The following is a 14,705-nucleotide window of genomic DNA, read 5'->3' on the forward strand; positions in this document are numbered from 1 at the left end:
AAAATGAGCAGGTGATTCTATGCGAGAAGTAGTTTGACCGCCAGTAGCGCGATCGGTTACTTTCCCTCCTTTTATCTGTCCGGTCTCGAGTCATGGCAAAGACGGCAAACACGCCGAAATCCTTCGAATCGGCCATCGCCGAACTTGAAACAATTGTCCAGGAAATGGAAACCGGCAGCATCACGCTCGAACAGGCGCTGGAACGTTACCAGCGCGGAGCCGGTCTGCTGAAATACTGCCAGGAAACCCTGCAGGCCGCAGAGCAACGCGTGCACCAGCTCGAAAATGGCATGCTCGCTCCTCTGCCCCCCGCCGAAGACAAGAGGAGCCCGGAGTGAACCAGAACCATTTTGCAGCCTGGATGGAGAGCATCCAGCGACGTTCCGAAACCGCCCTCGCTGCCCTGTTGCCTGAAGCGAACATCGCGCCGAATCGTCTTCACGACGCCATGCGTTACGCCGTGCTGGGTGGCGGCAAGCGGGTACGTCCGCTGCTGGTGCATGCCGCCGGGCAGCTTGCCGGAGCGGACCCCGAACGCCTCGACCGCATCGCCTGCGCGGTGGAACTGATCCACGCCTATTCCCTCGTCCACGACGATCTGCCGTGCATGGACGACGACGTGCTGCGGCGCGGCAAACCCACTGTGCATGTCGAATACGACGAGGCCACCGCCCTGCTGGTCGGCGACGCCTTGCAGGCGCTCGCGTTCCAGACGCTGGCCGAGACCCCGCTCAGTGATGAGCCTGCAGTGCAGCTGGCGATGATCACACTGCTTGCCCGCGCCTCCGGCTCGCGCGGCATGGCAGGCGGTCAGGCCATCGATCTCGACGCCGTCGGGAAGCAACTGAGCCGCGAAGAACTCGAGTTCATGCACATCCACAAGACCGGCGCGCTGATCCGCGCCTCGGTGTTGCTGGGCGCGCAATGCGGCACGCCGCTGCCCCCCGACGATCTCGCCCGGCTCGACCACTATGGCAAGCTCGTCGGGCTGCTGTTTCAGGTCGTCGACGACATCCTCGACGCCCAGGCCGACACCGCCACCCTCGGCAAGACCGCGGGCAAGGATGCCGACCACAACAAACCCACCTATGTCACCCTGCTGGGCATGGCGGACGCCCGTGCACTGGCCGAGTCGCTGCTCGCCAATGCACGCAGCGCCATTGCGCCCTTCGGCGAGCAGGCCGCCAGACTGGACGAACTGGCAAGCTTCATCGTCCATCGAAGATTTTGAATTCCGACCTGCCGGACACGAACATGCCCTCGTACCCCCTGCTGCATCGTATCGACTCGCCTTCCGATCTGCGCCGCTTCGAGCGGCGCGAGCTGCATGCCCTGGCTACCGAACTGCGCGCCTTCCTGATCGAGTCGGTGTCGAAGACCGGTGGCCATCTGTCCTCGAACCTCGGCACGGTGGAACTTTCCATCGCTCTGCACTACATCTTCGATACTCCGGAAGACCGCATCGTGTGGGACGTCGGGCACCAGACCTACGGCCACAAGATTCTCACCGGACGCCGCGACGCGATGAGCGGGCTGCGCCATTTCGGCGGAATTTCCGGCTTTCCTCGGCGCTGCGAGAGTGAATACGACACCTTCGGCACCGCACACTCGTCGACGTCGATTTCCGCCGCGCTCGGCATGGCGGTGGCCGCGCATGACCGTGGCGAAGACCGGCGCGCGATCGCGGTAATCGGCGACGGCGCAATGTCCGCCGGCATGGCGTTTGAGGCACTCAACAACGCCGGCGATATGCGCGACGTCAACCTGCTGGTGATCCTCAACGACAACGAGATGTCGATATCGCCGCCCGTTGGTGCGCTCACCAAGATCCTCGCGCGCATGCTGTCCGGCAGCACCTACAATGCGGCGCGGCGCGCCGGCGAGAAGGTTCTGGGCGTCGCCCCGCCGATGCTCGACTTTGCGCGCAAGGTCGAAGAACACGTCAAGGGGCTGATCACCCCCGGCACCCTGTTCGAGGAATTCGGCTTCCACTACTACGGGCCGATCGACGGTCACGACCTTGACGCGTTGATTCCAACGCTGCAGAACCTGAAGAAACTCAAGGGCCCGCAGTTCCTCCATGTCATCACACGCAAAGGCCAGGGATACAAGCTCGCAGAGGCCGACCCGATCCTCTACCATGGGGTGTCGAAGTTCGACCACCGCGCAGGCATCCAGACCGGCAAGGGGGGCGGCAAGCTCACCTACACGCAGGTGTTCGGCGACTGGCTGTGTGACATCGCCGCGCGCGACGACAAGGTCATCGGCATTACGCCGGCGATGCGTGAAGGCTCCGGCATGGTGCGTTTCGCGCAGGAGTTTCCCGACCGCTACCACGACGTCGGCATCGCCGAGCAACATGCGCTGACTTTCGCCGCCGGTCTCGCCTGCGAAGGTTTCAAGCCCGTGGTGGCGATCTACTCGACCTTCCTGCAGCGCGCCTACGACCAGCTCATCCACGACATCGCGCTGCAAAACCTGCCGGTCGTCTTCGCCATCGACCGTGCCGGCCTGGTCGGCGCCGACGGCGCCACGCACCATGGCGCGTTCGACCTGTCCTACCTCGCCTGCATCCCCAATCTCGTCGTCATGACCCCTGCCGACGAGAACGAATGCCGGCAGATGCTCTATACCGCCTACCGTCACGACGGTCCTGCAGCAGTGCGCTACCCGCGTGGTAGTGGCATGAATGTCGCGCCGGACACCGCGATGACAGCACTGCCCATCGGCAAGGGCGAAATCCGTCGTCAGGGCCGGAAGATCGCCCTGCTCGCGTTCGGCAGCCTGCTCCCCAATGCGCTGCAGGCCGCCGAGCAGCTCGACGCCACCGTCGCCAACATGCGTTTCGTGAAACCCCTCGACACTGCGCTGATCGAAGAGCTTGCACGCAACCACGAGCTTCTCGTCACGCTCGAGGAGAACGCGGTGATCGGCGGCGCTGGCTCGGAAGTCGCCCGCGTGATCGAGAATCTGCCGCAGCGCCCGCGCCTGATGCGCCTGGGGCTGCCCGACCACTTCATCGACCACGGCGACCAGGCACAGCTGTTCGAACAGGTCGGCCTGCACCCCGCGGGCATCCTGGCCGCCATTGAACGCACCTATGCCTGCAATAGTTGAGCGGATTTGTCGGGAATGATACGATCATTCAGCTGCAACAAATCAGAGAACGAGACATGAAATCCCACGAGACCCACGCCATCCCCGACGTCCAGAACTCCCGGGACAGTCGTCAGCTGGCCATCAACAAGGTCGGCATCAAGTCCATCCGCCATCCGGTGCGGGTCAGCGACAAGAGTGGCGGCGTGCAGCACACGATCGCGATGTTCAACATGTATGTCGGGCTTCCCCATAATTTCAAGGGAACCCACATGTCGCGCTTCATCGAGATCCTCAACAGCAACGAGCGTGAAATCTCGGTCGAATCGATCCAGCCGATGCTGCGCGAGATGGTCAAGCGGCTCGAGGCAGAAACCGGCATCATCGAAATGAGCTTTCCGTATTTCATCAACAAGACTGCGCCGGTTTCCGGGGTGCAGAGCCTGATGGACTACGAAGTCACCTTCACGGCGGAAATCCAGGCCGACGGCGAGTACGTATTCAACATGAAAGTCGTCGTTCCGGTGACCAGCCTGTGTCCCTGCTCGAAGAAGATCTCCGAGTACGGCGCGCACAACCAGCGCTCACACGTTACCGTAACTGCACAGACGAACGACTTCCTGTGGATCGAGGAACTCGTGCAGCTCGTCGAGGGCCAGGCCTCATGTCAGCTCTACGGCCTGCTCAAGCGCACCGACGAAAAATACGTCACCGAGCGCGCGTACGAGAATCCGAAGTTCGTCGAAGACATGGTGCGCGACGTCGCCGGCCTGATGAACGCGGAACCGCGCATCGACCGTTATGTCGTGGAATCCGAGAACTTCGAATCCATCCACAACCACTCGGCGTATGCGCTGATCGAGCGCGACAAGCGCATCGAGGACTGATTCGACGCGAACTCAAGGCCGACAGGCCATCAACAACAAAAAGCGGGAGTCGCATGTTGCGAACTCCCGCTTTTTCGATTCTGCAGCGGACCGATCCGGCCGCCGGACCACATACCGTCAGCTGCGTGCCGGCACCAGGATCTCGGCCTCGCCTTCGAGTACTACCTTGCCAGCCACCGTGCACACGGTATCGAACAACACACGACGCTTCGCGGTGATCAATTCCTTCACGGTCACGCGCGCCACAACGGTATCCCCCGCCTTTACCGGCGCCTTGAACTTCAGCGTCTGAGCGAGATAGATGCAGCCAGGCCCAGGCAGCTTGGTCGCGAAAACCGTCGAGATGTAGCTGGCCGACAGCATCCCGTGCGCAATACGCCCGCCGAACATCGAAGCATCGGCAAATTCACCATCGAGATGCACGGGATTGGTGTCGCCCGACACGCCCGCAAACATCAGAATATCGGCTTCGCCCACGGTGCGTCCCACCGCTGCCGTCATGCCGATCTTCAAATCCTCGAACTGATACCCGTAAAACTCGGAAAAATCGCGCGTCTGTTCGCTCATGTCATTCACATCCTGCAAACCCTCTCCACACACACGGCCTCATAGTGAGCACTTTGCATACGAGGAAAGGAATCAATAAAGTGTCGTCGATCCCGCCGACCGGGAACGATACATAGAGCATACCGCAAACACCTTGCCAATCGTGTTACATCAGGCAAGCATGTCCCATGGCCCTGCGGCACGACTTCTTGGGCAGCGAAAGCGGGCGAATGGAACTCGTACCCGGGCCCGCTCGTGACGGCGAATACGCCCCTGGCGTGAGGCCAATCGGTTCAGTGCGCGCTATCGCCGCGAGATTCATACGCCGACGGGCTCACACCTGCGTGGGCGAGATACTCGCGCAGCTGCTTGATGTCCTGCTTCGAACACTCGCTGCCGTGATGCGGGTAGTGCAGAAACCCTTCCACCTTGTTGAGCACTATCCGGAAACGCGCTCCATGCGCGGGCTCGATGGTCGCGCCGAGGTGTAGCAGCAAGGACTCGATCTCACGCCAGTGGATGTTCGCGCTGATCGGGTCCTGGAAGATCGTGCGCAGCAGATTGATGTGCTTGTGGCTCATGATGGAAGCCCTCTCTTGAATGATCGATACTGCGACCCGGCGCGCCACGATTGGCCGCACTACGCAGGTTAACAACCCGGTCGGAAACCCAACTTTTCCTTTTCAATTAGACTCCGCATCGGCAGAAATGTCATCCGGATGACTTGTGCAAACGGCCGCGAGAATTCCACGCAGGATGTCGATTGGCGGTGGCGGACAACCGGGAACGGCGACATCCACCGGGATGACGTTGGATACCCTGCCGCAACTGGCGTAGCTTTCGCCGAAAATCCCGCCGGTGCAGCCGCAGTCACCGACAGCGACCACCAGTTTCGGTGCCGGCGTCGCATCATAGGTGCGCCTCAGTGCGATCTCCATGTGCCGCGATACGGGCCCGGTCACCAGCAACATGTCAGCGTGACGCGGGCTGGCGACGAACTTGATGCCCAGCCCCTCGATGTTGTAGTAGGGATTGTTCAGGGCGTTGATTTCGAGTTCGCAGCCGTTGCAGGAGCCGGCGTCCACCTCGCGAATCGCCAGCGCACGTCCGAGGATGGCAAGGATTTCCGCGTGAATCTGCTGGGCGTCGGTTCGCCACTCCAACGCGGGCTGCGGCTTCGGTTCGGTGACGATGCCGGTACGCGCAATTCTCTTGAGCACTTGCCACATCACAGATCCTGTCCTGCGTAACTGAGATTGAAGGATTTGTTGATCAGCGGAAAGTCGGCAACGATGTTGCCGATCACCGCGTGCTCCAGTACCGGCCAGTTCTGCCAGGACGGATCGTGGCAGTGGCATCGGGAAATTGCACCCACTGCATCCGTCTCCAGCGCCACCAAGACCTCTCCGCGCCAGCCCTCTACCCAGCCGGCACCTTTCGTGTTCGCCGGGGCAACCGTCGGTGCGTGGATCGGTCCATGCGGCAGTTCGTCGAGCAACGCATCGCTAAGGCGGAGCGATTCGAACAGCTCGGCGAAACGGATATTCACGCGCGCCGCAACATCGCCGTTCTGCTGGCTGCATGGCTTAAACCTGATGTGGCCGTAAGGCGCCCATCCAAAATCGGCACGCAGGTCCGCCACACCCCCGCTCGCACGTGCGGCCAGACCGGTGAGGCCGAGCTTCCGTGCGAGGTCCGGCGTGATGCGCCCGGTGGTGACGAGACGATCCTGCAGGCCGGCGTGCTCATCGAAGATGGACTGCAACTCGCTGACCGCGGAAATCATGACCGCGGTTTGTTCGCGCAGCATCTGGCGCGCATCGCGCGGCGGGTCGCTGACGACGCCACCGGGGCGGATCTGGTCCATCAACAGTCGATGGCCGAAACACTTCGCATTCACCCGCAGCCAGTCTTCGCGCAGGCGCGAGAACTGCGCAAGCGCCATGCCGAATGCTGCATCGTTGCCGAGTGCGCCGAGATCACCCAGATGATTGGCGATGCGCTCGCGCTCGAGCAGCAGTGCGCGCAACCAGCATGCCCGCTCCGGCACCTGGGCCGCCGACAGCGACTCGACCGCCATCGCGTAGGCCCACGCATAGGCTACCGTGCTGTCGCCCGACACCCGTCCCGCCAGCCGCGCGCCCTCATCGACCGTCATGCCGACAAAACGTCGCTCGATACCCTTGTGCTTGTAGCCGAGGCGCTGCTCGAGTCGCAGCACCTTCTCGCCAACGACGGAGAAGCGGAAGTGGCCCGGTTCGATGATGCCGGCGTGCACCGGACCGACCGGAATCTCATGCACCCCGTCGCCTTCGACACGCACGAAAGCGTAATCGGCGGCGGCAGGATCGAAGCGCTCTTGACCCGTGTTTTCATTACGCAGCGGAAAATAGTCTTCCGGCCAGGCATCGTGGCGCAGCCAGGGGCGATCATCGCCGCTGCCGTCGGCGACGAAGCCGACGAGGTCGCGCGCCGCCCGCTGCATGCGGTTCGCGGCGGGAAACAGGTGCGCGATGTCCGGATAACGTGGTTGCACCGTATCGAGTGCGAGGTACGCCCACAGCAGCCCGTCAGCGCAGCGGTAGGCAGCCGACACTTCAAATCCGCCTCCCGCGGCACGATGGTCAGCCCCCCACAGGCTCACCAGCTGGCCATGTATTTCAACGACGGAGCGTGCCAAATCCTGCCACTGTACGGCGTCCACCCGCGCACGAAAGATGGGAAGGGGCGCATCCAGACGTGCGAATTCGCAATCGATTCCGAAAAAGCGCATGTCAGCCTCCTGCGATCATCCTGGCGGCCTGCACGTACCAGTCGTTTAGATAGGGCGGAATGTAAAGCCCGAGCATCAGGCCCAGACCGAGATGGATGAACACCGGCAGCAGAGCCGGCGGATGTGCGAGTGGCCGCATCGACGTCTCGCCAAACACCATCGGTTGCACCCGGCTGAAGATGGCCGCAAATGCCACACCCAGCGCAACCAGGAGAAATGGCGTAGCCCACGGAACCTCGCGCATGGCGGTCGTCAGGATGAGGAACTCGCTCGCAAACACGCCGAACGGCGGCATGCCGAGAATCGCCAGCGAGCCGAGCATCAACCCCCAGCCCACGGTGGGACTCACCTTGAGCAAGCCACGGATATCGTCCATCAACTGCGAGCCCGCCTTCTGGGCCGCATGGCCGACGGCAAAAAAAATCGCCGACTTGATCAGCGCATGGACGGTCATGTGCAACAAACCAGCGAAATTGGCGACCGGCCCGCCGATGCCGAACGCGAAAGTCATCAGCCCCATGTGTTCGATCGACGAATACGCGAACATGCGCTTCACGTCGCGCTGGCGCGACAGGAAGAAGGCCGCGGTGACCACCGTGATGAGGCCGAAGCCGATCATCATCTGCCCGGGAAGACCGTTCTGCAGCGATCCGTCTGCCAGCACCTTGCAACGCAACACGGCATACAGCGCAACGTTCAGCAACAGGCCGGAGAGTACCGCCGAAATCGGCGTCGGCCCTTCCGCATGAGCATCCGGGAGCCAGTTGTGCACCGGCACGAGTCCCACCTTGGTACCGTAACCGAGGAGCAGGAAGACAAACGCCAGCGACAGGATGCCCGGATCGAGCAGGTGCTTGGCGGCGGCCAGATGGGTCCACAGCAGCGCGCTGTCGCCGCCACCGATGGCCCGTTCCGCCGCCATGTACAGCAGGATCGTGCCGAACAGCGCCTGCGCGATACCGACGCCGCACAGAATGAAGTACTTCCACGCCGCCTCGAGGCTTGCGGCGGTACGATAGACCGACACCAACAGCACGGTGGTCAAAGTCGCCGCCTCCATCGCGACCCACAGAATGCCGAGGTTGTTGGTGGTCAGGGCCACCAGCATCATGCCGTTGAACAGCTGGTACATGCTGTGAAACAGCCGCATGCGTCCTGGCGTCATCTTGCCGTGATCGCGTTCGACACGCATGTAGGGGCGCGAGAACAGGGAGGTCGTGAAGCCGACAAAAGCGGTCAGCGTCACCAGAAAGACGTTGAGCGCATCCACGAAAAACCATTCACCCCAGACCAGCAGCGGGCCGTCACGGATGATGTCGGAAGTCAGCCAGCCAGCGGCCAGCAGTGTCAGCAGGCTCACGGCGGCATTGAGATCCTGGCCCACCGGCCTGTCGCCCCAGATCGCCAGCAGCAGGCCTCCGACCAAGGGAATCGTGAGGACCAGCAGAAGGGCTTCCATGTCTATTCGTCCTTGAGTTTTTCGAGGTGTCGAATGTCCAGGCTATCGAACTGCTCGCGGATCTGGAACATGAACACACCAAGAATCAGGATGCCGACGAGCACGTCGAATGCGATGCCCAGTTCGACGATCATCGGCATGCCGCTGGTCGCAGCGGTAGCGGCGAAGAACAGCCCATTTTCCATCGATAGGAAACCGATCACCTGCGGCACGGCCTTGGCACGGACGATCATCATCAGGAAGGACAGCAGCACGCAGGCGAGCGCGATACCGAGCGTCCCGTGCGCAATCGAGGCTGACAGGCTCGCGATCGGCGCTGCCAGGTTGAAGGCGAAGATCACCAGCACAATGCCGATCAGCATCGTCGTCGGGATGTTAAACAGGGTCTCGACGTCCCAGCGCACGTTGAGCCGCTGGATCACCCGATGCAACAGGATGGGAATCAGGACCACCTTGAGCACGAAGGTGATCACCGCCGAGTAATACAGGTGATGCTGTCCGGTCAGATACGCCACTACCAACGTCGCTGCGACGAGCGATGCCCCTTGCAGCGTGAACAGGTGGATCAGGGTCAGGATGCGCCGCTGCGCGATCATCGCGAAAGCCAGCACAAGCAGGACCGCAGCGAAAAGGTTGATGCTCTGGGCGAGTAGCGCTTCCATGTCAGGCTCCGAGCAGCACATGTACCAATAGTGCGATCACCGCCAGCAGGAAGGCCGTGGCGAGAAACTCCGGCACACGGAACAGCCGCATCTTGGCGTTGATCGTCTCGATCAGTGCCAGCAGCATTCCCCCGACCGCCAGTTTGGCGACGAGCACGGGCACCGCCAGGATCATCACGAGCGGGGTGTCGGCGTTCGCAATGCCCCATGGGAAGAACAGGGCCAGCCCGATGCATGAGTAGGCGAAGAGTTTGAGCGACGCCGCCCACTCGATCAGCGCGAGGTGCCGACCCGAGTATTCGAGGATCAGCGCCTCGTGGATCATCGTCAATTCGAGGTGCGTGGCCGGGTTGTCGACGGGAATGCGGGCGTTCTCGGCGAGCGACACGAATGTGAATGCGACACCCGCCACCGCCAGACTGGGATAGATCGCGAACGGCGCGTGTGCGAGCGACTCGACAATGTTCGCCAGCGATGTCGACTGGGTGATCAGCGATGCCGAAAACAGCACCATCAGCAAGGCCGGCTCGGCGAGGAAACCGACCAGCATTTCCCGGCGCGCACCGAGCGTGCCGAACGAGGTGCCGATATCCATTGCCGCGAGCGAGATGAACACCCGCGCCAGTGCGAACAGGCCTACCAGGGCAATGGCGTCCGCCGCCGGTGCGAGCGGCAGGTCGGTCGACAGCGTCGGCGCAATGCCGCACACCAGCGCCATGCACGCAAAAACGATATAGGGCGCGATGCGAAAGATGGGCGATGCGGTTTCGGCCACCACCGAATCCTTGTTGAACAGCTTGTGCAGCAGCCGGTATGGCTGCAGCAATCCCGGCGCACTGCGATTCTGCAGCCACGCCCGCCACTGATTCACCCAGCCCGTAAGCAGCGGAGCAAACGCCAGAGCCAGGACGATTTCGAGCAACTGCGAGACAAGGCCGGAAAACGTCATGATTTGACCACCAACAACAGGACGATCAGGGTCACGAAGCTGTACAGCAGGTAGATGGCGATACGCCCCTGCTGCAAGCGCCCCACCACGCGCGCGAAAAGCTCGGTTGCATGCGCGATGGGCAGATACAGCCAGTGCCAGAAATGATCTTCGATGATCACCTTGTAGACCGGCTTGTCGTCGAAAGGCGAAGGGAGTTCTCGCTGCATGCGGAACACCGGCTCGAAGATCTGACGAATCGGCTGCCCGAAGCCTTCGGCCGTATCCTGCATGCGTGCGGTCTGCGCAGGAAAACCGCAATCCCACGGTGGAGCAAAGCGCAGTCGCCCATGGTAGAACCGACGCACGAGCCATATCGACAGCAATACCGCGACACAGACAACGACAAGGAAGATGACGGGACTGTAGCTCGCCCGATCGAGCGCAGTCGGCGCCAACAGGATCCAGCCGTTGCGACGCACCGTGTCGGCGATTCCCGCACCGATCAGCAAATGCGTCACGCGGTCTATTACCGTGATGATCGGCACCGGGAACAGGCCCAGCAAGACACAGCCTGACGCCAGCCAGACAAGGCCGGCGCGTTCGAGGCGCGAAGCATCGCGCGCCTCGGCGAGTTTCGGCTCACGCGGCTGCCCGAGAAAGATGACGCCGAAGAATTTCACCATCGCATAACCGGCCAGTGCCGCCACCAGGGCGATCGCAGCGGCGATGACCGGGATCAGCATGTTGAGGAAGGTGTCCGGAAGCTCGGTGGTGAACAGGAAGCTCTGCAACAGCAACCACTCTGCGACGAAACCCGACAGCGGCGGAAGACCCGAACTGGCGAGGACTCCGACCAGCACCAGCCAGCCCACCCACGGCATGCGACGCATCAACCCGCCGAGCTTGCCGAGGCTGCGCTCGCCGGTGGCGTGCAGCACGGACCCGGTGCCAAGGAATAGCAGACTCTTGAAGAATGCATGACTGATCACGTGATATAGCGCCGCCGTCAGCGCCAGCGCCGACAGGGAGTCCATGCCATAAGCCTTGAACAGCACGCCGAGCCCGATACCGACAAACAGCAGCCCGATATTTTCAATCGATGAATAGGCCAGCAGCCGCTTCATGTCGGTCTGAACCGCACTGAAAGTCACCCCGAACAGCGCCGTGATCAGGCCAAGCGAAAGTAGCAATACGCCCCACCACCAGATCTGCACTGACAGCAGATCGAACCCGACGCGCAGCACGCCGTAAATCGCCGTCTTGAGCATCACGCCGCTCATCAGCGCCGAAACCGGCGAAGGCGCCGCGGGGTGTGCCTCCGGCAACCAGACGTGAAGCGGCACGATGCCTGCCTTGGCGCCGAAGCCGAAAGTCGCGAGCAGGAAGGCGGCCGAGGCCCACAGCGGGGACAAAGACTGCGCGCGCATGTTGGCGAAGGTGTAGTCGCCGGTATTGGCCTGCAGCACACCGAAGCACAACAGGATGGCAATCGCGCCGACGTGCGCGACCAGCAGGTAGAGGAACCCCGCCTGGCGGATCGACGGCACGCGATGGTTGGCGGTGACGAGAAAGAAGGACGACAGCGCCATCGTTTCCCACATCACCATGAAGGCATAGGCATCGTCCGCCAGCAGCACCATCGCCATGCTGGCGAGGAAGACGTGGTATTCGAGGCACAGCAGGCCGGGCGGCGTTCCTTCTCCGTGGCGAAAATAGCCTGCGGCAAAAATCGAGATGCCCGCCCCCGCCGCGCCGATTACGAGCAGGAAGAACGCCGACAGACCATCCAGACGCAGATGGAACGGCAGATCCGGCAAACCCACTACCAGCACGGCTGTCTCGGGCACGTCGAACAGTGCGGCGAGCGCGACTGCGGCAAGCGCGATGGCCACCGCGCCGCCGGCCGGAAACAGAACTCGGGCGACGAACGCCGTATTGCGCAAGACCAGGAGCCCGATCAGGCCCAGGCCAAGCCAGGCGCCGACGAGCACCAGAATCCAGTCGAGATGCAACACCCGTGTCCCCCTGTATTTTTGTCAGTACGTGCTGGAGCGGTTGCGGCCCCCGTGCCAGAGATCCGGCTGAAGCTGTCTGCGCCGCTCCAACCGGTGCTGGATGCGCTGTGCTGTCGACATTATCCCGATCGGGTGTCCGGATGCGAGCATTCGCGCACGGTCGAACAACTGCGACCGAGCCGGCGGGAAAATCTTGCCCTTGTATGCAAAAACGATCCGGTTGCTGTCTTTTTCGGCGCGGACTGCGACGACGCGATCGTCAAAACTCTCCCGGATGCGTGACGCATACAGTCCGTAGCGGCGATCGCCAGACCACAGATTGACCGCCATGATGCCGCCTTCGGCGAGCATTGAATGGCAATCGTCGTAAAAACCCGCCGAACAGAGTTTCGCGGGCTGGCCAGTGTGATCGAACCCGTCAATCAGAAGCACGTCCGGCGCATGCGACCGATCCCGCACGTAATCCGCGCCATCCCCGCACACCACGCAAAACCGCTCATCGTCCGGCGGAATGCCGAAGGTCTCACGCAATGCGATCACCTCGGGGCTGATCTCGACGGACGTGAAACGCGTCTCGGGCAAGGTGCGCAGGCAGTACTTCGCGATCGACCCGCCACCCAGCCCGATCATCACGATGTCGCGCGGTTCGGGATTGAACAGCAGGAAACCCATCATTGAACGCGTGTAGTCGATCGCCAGCGCGTCCGGCTCGTCGAGACACATCTGGCTCTGTATCGTCAGGGCCTCGAAATGCAGCGTACGCATTCCGTCGGCATCGACAACATAGGGGCGCCCGTCACCGCGATGGGACAGGGCTGCGCCGCAGTATCTCAGCAATGCGAGTTGGTCCATGTTCATGCTGACGCTCCGAACCGAAGCATGTCCGGTGATGTTCGTGATGACTCAGGCGCTCTGGCGCCGACATAGTCTGATGTGTCGACGCCGATCGTGGCGCGTAATTTTCATTGCGTGATAACAGCGTACACATTACGCTACGCAATGAAGCATCTTCAATGTTAATTTGATGTTAATCCGAGTACCCGTATGCAGGAAAACAGAACCGCGCGCCTGACTCTCCTGATCGATCCCGTGAAGAAGAAGATCTTCGAGGATATCTGCGCAAGTCAGGACCTCACGTCATCCCAAGTCGTGCGCCGACTGATACGCGAGTACATCCAGCAAAATGCGGGCGGACGGGATTTGCCCGAGTGGCTGAAGGGATCCAACTGAACGCGAGAATCCGCGCACCCCTGACGCCCCGCTCCAATTGCGTCGATCGCGGCAAGGCGGACCTGACCACAAGCCCGAGTTTCCGACACGCGCACTTTCCGACTGTCCGGACCGCCCGGCATGTGATCGCCGAGCCAGCCCTTCATGGGCAAAATGCCTGTAACCGGTGATTCCGCATTTGCGCGCCTGCCGAGCCTTTGATGGATACCGACATGACCGACATCGTGGCCACCGAACTCAGCATCCGCGTCGAAATTCCGGGCAATATCCCTGCCGTTCGCGAAGTAAACGAAAGGGCTTTCGGACGCGAGACGGAGGCAGCTCTGGTAGACACGCTGCGTGCGAACGGAAAGTTCGCCCTGTCCCTCGTTGCCGCGCTGAATGAGCAGATCGTGGGTCACATCCTCTTCACCGACCTGCTCGGTTCTGCGCAGCGGTTGGCCGCCCTTGCCCCGATGGCCGTGCTCCCCGATCATCAACGGGCCGGGATCGGAAGCGCGCTTATCCGAACAGGATTCGAATACCTGAGAGAACAAGGCTACGACGCAGTCGTCGTACTCGGGCATAAGGACTACTACCCACGTTTCGGCTTTGTCCCGGGCGCAAACTTCGGTATCACAACGCCGTTCGATGTGCCGCCGGAGTACCTGCTCGTTGCACAGCTTTCGGTGCGTCCGGTTGCTCCGGGGAAAATGCTCTACCAGCCGGAGTTCGAAGCCGTCGCGCCCTAGGCATGTGCGACGCCGCGGCTGCGCTCAGGCGCGGGGAAACGCAGACGACCGTGAAAATTGCCCGGACGCGCACAGACAACGCCAGCTGGGCCAGCGCGAAATCACCGAGGCCGGACGAGACTGACTGGAGACTCCCCGCGCACTGACCCGTCCTGAATTAGGTTGACACCTGTTGTGACGGATAAGCCGGCCTAATGGCTGGCCTGCATAGACGCCCGATGAACCTCATCGGGCGTTTTCAATTGTAGCGAGCAATGCGGCCGTTCCGTGTTGTAGATGGCGATAGACTGACTGACCATGCGCCGAGCCTCGTGTAGATCGTCGGGCAATTGGAGCAGGAATTCCTGCTTGAGAATGCCATTGACCCGTTCGGCC

The 14,705-nt window shown here is 61.9% G+C and carries 16 protein-coding genes; 6 read left to right on the forward strand and 10 right to left on the reverse strand.

What is annotated here, in order from left to right; translation table 11 throughout:
- The first annotated feature begins 92 nt into the window (after positions 1 to 92).
- Genes GPA25_RS19820 through folE2 form a run of 4 tightly spaced genes read left to right on the forward strand, consistent with a single transcriptional unit; the run spans position 93 to position 3,983 of the window.
- Positions 93 to 338 (forward strand): exodeoxyribonuclease VII small subunit, encoded by a 246-nt coding sequence (locus tag GPA25_RS19820; protein ID WP_169262133.1) that lies wholly within the window; start codon positions 93 to 95, stop codon positions 336 to 338.
- A 23-nt stretch (positions 339 to 361) separates the two neighbouring features.
- A complete protein-coding gene (locus tag GPA25_RS19825; protein WP_169262149.1) occupies positions 362 to 1,231 on the forward strand; it encodes a polyprenyl synthetase family protein in 870 nt (289 codons plus the stop codon).
- Positions 1,232 to 1,254: 23 nt separating this feature from the next.
- Positions 1,255 to 3,117 carry a 1-deoxy-D-xylulose-5-phosphate synthase gene (gene dxs, locus GPA25_RS19830; RefSeq protein WP_169262134.1) on the forward strand — a complete coding sequence of 621 codons (1,863 nt, stop codon included), beginning with the start codon at positions 1,255 to 1,257 and terminating at the stop codon, positions 3,115 to 3,117.
- Between the two features lie 56 nt (positions 3,118 to 3,173).
- On the forward strand, positions 3,174 to 3,983 hold the full coding sequence (gene folE2, locus GPA25_RS19835) for a GTP cyclohydrolase FolE2 (RefSeq protein ID WP_169262135.1): 810 nt from the start codon (positions 3,174 to 3,176) through the stop codon (positions 3,981 to 3,983).
- Positions 3,984 to 4,100: 117 nt separating this feature from the next.
- On the opposite strand, the gene GPA25_RS19840 is transcribed toward folE2, so the two are convergent.
- The 9 genes from GPA25_RS19840 to GPA25_RS19880 form a co-directional block, all read right to left on the reverse strand.
- A complete protein-coding gene (locus GPA25_RS19840; protein ID WP_169262136.1) occupies positions 4,101 to 4,550 on the reverse strand; it encodes a MaoC family dehydratase in 450 nt (149 codons plus the stop codon).
- A 272-nt stretch (positions 4,551 to 4,822) separates the two neighbouring features.
- Positions 4,823 to 5,110, reverse strand: coding sequence for a type II toxin-antitoxin system HicA family toxin (locus tag GPA25_RS19845; RefSeq protein WP_169262137.1), 288 nt, complete (start codon positions 5,108 to 5,110; stop codon positions 4,823 to 4,825).
- Between the two features lie 102 nt (positions 5,111 to 5,212).
- On the reverse strand, positions 5,213 to 5,758 hold the full coding sequence (locus tag GPA25_RS19850; protein ID WP_169262138.1) for an NADH-quinone oxidoreductase subunit B family protein: 546 nt from the start codon (positions 5,756 to 5,758) through the stop codon (positions 5,213 to 5,215).
- A complete protein-coding gene (locus GPA25_RS19855) occupies positions 5,758 to 7,302 on the reverse strand; it encodes a hydrogenase large subunit (protein ID WP_169262139.1) in 1,545 nt (514 codons plus the stop codon). Before GPA25_RS19855 ends, GPA25_RS19850 begins: the two co-directional genes overlap by 1 nt.
- A 1-nt stretch (position 7,303) precedes the next feature.
- Positions 7,304 to 8,761 carry a hydrogenase 4 subunit F gene (locus tag GPA25_RS19860; RefSeq protein ID WP_169262140.1) on the reverse strand — a complete coding sequence of 486 codons (1,458 nt, stop codon included), beginning with the start codon at positions 8,759 to 8,761 and terminating at the stop codon, positions 7,304 to 7,306.
- A gap of 2 nt (positions 8,762 to 8,763) precedes the next feature.
- Complete coding sequence (locus GPA25_RS19865) at positions 8,764 to 9,423, reverse strand: formate hydrogenlyase (RefSeq protein WP_169262141.1); 660 nt, start codon at positions 9,421 to 9,423, stop codon at positions 8,764 to 8,766.
- Position 9,424: 1 nt separating this feature from the next.
- On the reverse strand, positions 9,425 to 10,372 hold the full coding sequence (locus GPA25_RS19870) for a respiratory chain complex I subunit 1 family protein (RefSeq protein ID WP_169262142.1): 948 nt from the start codon (positions 10,370 to 10,372) through the stop codon (positions 9,425 to 9,427).
- Entirely contained in the window at positions 10,369 to 12,369 is a 2,001-nt protein-coding gene (hyfB, locus tag GPA25_RS19875; protein WP_169262143.1) for a hydrogenase 4 subunit B, read from the reverse strand. Before hyfB ends, GPA25_RS19870 begins: the two co-directional genes overlap by 4 nt.
- A 21-nt stretch (positions 12,370 to 12,390) precedes the next feature.
- The gene (locus GPA25_RS19880) at positions 12,391 to 13,227 is read right to left on the reverse strand and encodes a spermine/spermidine synthase domain-containing protein (RefSeq protein ID WP_169262144.1); all 837 of its coding nucleotides are present in this window, start codon (positions 13,225 to 13,227) and stop codon (positions 12,391 to 12,393) included.
- Between the two features lie 186 nt (positions 13,228 to 13,413).
- On the opposite strand from GPA25_RS19880, the gene GPA25_RS19885 reads away from it, so the two are divergent.
- Both GPA25_RS19885 and GPA25_RS19890 read left to right on the forward strand, forming a co-directional pair.
- Positions 13,414 to 13,599 (forward strand): CopG family transcriptional regulator, encoded by a 186-nt coding sequence (locus GPA25_RS19885; RefSeq protein WP_169262145.1) that lies wholly within the window; start codon positions 13,414 to 13,416, stop codon positions 13,597 to 13,599.
- 212 nt (positions 13,600 to 13,811) lie between these two features.
- Positions 13,812 to 14,330 (forward strand): GNAT family N-acetyltransferase, encoded by a 519-nt coding sequence (locus tag GPA25_RS19890; RefSeq protein ID WP_169262146.1) that lies wholly within the window; start codon positions 13,812 to 13,814, stop codon positions 14,328 to 14,330.
- Positions 14,331 to 14,521: 191 nt separating this feature from the next.
- On the opposite strand, the gene GPA25_RS19895 is transcribed toward GPA25_RS19890, so the two are convergent.
- Positions 14,522 to 14,705: integrase core domain-containing protein (locus GPA25_RS19895; RefSeq protein ID WP_169262147.1), on the reverse strand; the 184-nt coding region annotated here is incomplete at its 5' end.

Origin of the sequence: Aromatoleum diolicum, assembly GCF_012910955.1 — a bacterium.
In the GTDB taxonomy this organism is placed as follows: Bacteria; Pseudomonadota; Gammaproteobacteria; order Burkholderiales; family Rhodocyclaceae; genus Aromatoleum; species Aromatoleum diolicum.

Bases quoted from the DNA above. Each gene is read 5' to 3' on its own strand.
- GPA25_RS19855 (WP_169262139.1), bottom strand. From the start codon at position 7,302: ATGCGCTTTTTCGGAATCGATTGCGAATTCGCACGTCTGGATGCGCCC.
- GPA25_RS19820 (WP_169262133.1), top strand. From the start codon at position 93: ATGGCAAAGACGGCAAACACGCCGAAATCCTTCGAATCGGCCATCGCC.
- GPA25_RS19890 (WP_169262146.1), top strand. From the start codon at position 13,812: ATGACCGACATCGTGGCCACCGAACTCAGCATCCGCGTCGAAATTCCG.
- GPA25_RS19845 (WP_169262137.1), bottom strand. From the start codon at position 5,110: ATGAGCCACAAGCACATCAATCTGCTGCGCACGATCTTCCAGGACCCG.
- GPA25_RS19850 (WP_169262138.1), bottom strand. From the start codon at position 5,758: ATGTGGCAAGTGCTCAAGAGAATTGCGCGTACCGGCATCGTCACCGAA.
- folE2 (WP_169262135.1), top strand. From the start codon at position 3,174: ATGAAATCCCACGAGACCCACGCCATCCCCGACGTCCAGAACTCCCGG.
- GPA25_RS19860 (WP_169262140.1), bottom strand. From the start codon at position 8,761: ATGGAAGCCCTTCTGCTGGTCCTCACGATTCCCTTGGTCGGAGGCCTG.
- dxs (WP_169262134.1), top strand. From the start codon at position 1,255: ATGCCCTCGTACCCCCTGCTGCATCGTATCGACTCGCCTTCCGATCTG.
- GPA25_RS19885 (WP_169262145.1), top strand. From the start codon at position 13,414: ATGCAGGAAAACAGAACCGCGCGCCTGACTCTCCTGATCGATCCCGTG.
- GPA25_RS19870 (WP_169262142.1), bottom strand. From the start codon at position 10,372: ATGACGTTTTCCGGCCTTGTCTCGCAGTTGCTCGAAATCGTCCTGGCT.
- GPA25_RS19865 (WP_169262141.1), bottom strand. From the start codon at position 9,423: ATGGAAGCGCTACTCGCCCAGAGCATCAACCTTTTCGCTGCGGTCCTG.
- GPA25_RS19825 (WP_169262149.1), top strand. From the start codon at position 362: ATGGAGAGCATCCAGCGACGTTCCGAAACCGCCCTCGCTGCCCTGTTG.
- GPA25_RS19880 (WP_169262144.1), bottom strand. From the start codon at position 13,227: ATGAACATGGACCAACTCGCATTGCTGAGATACTGCGGCGCAGCCCTG.
- GPA25_RS19840 (WP_169262136.1), bottom strand. From the start codon at position 4,550: ATGAGCGAACAGACGCGCGATTTTTCCGAGTTTTACGGGTATCAGTTC.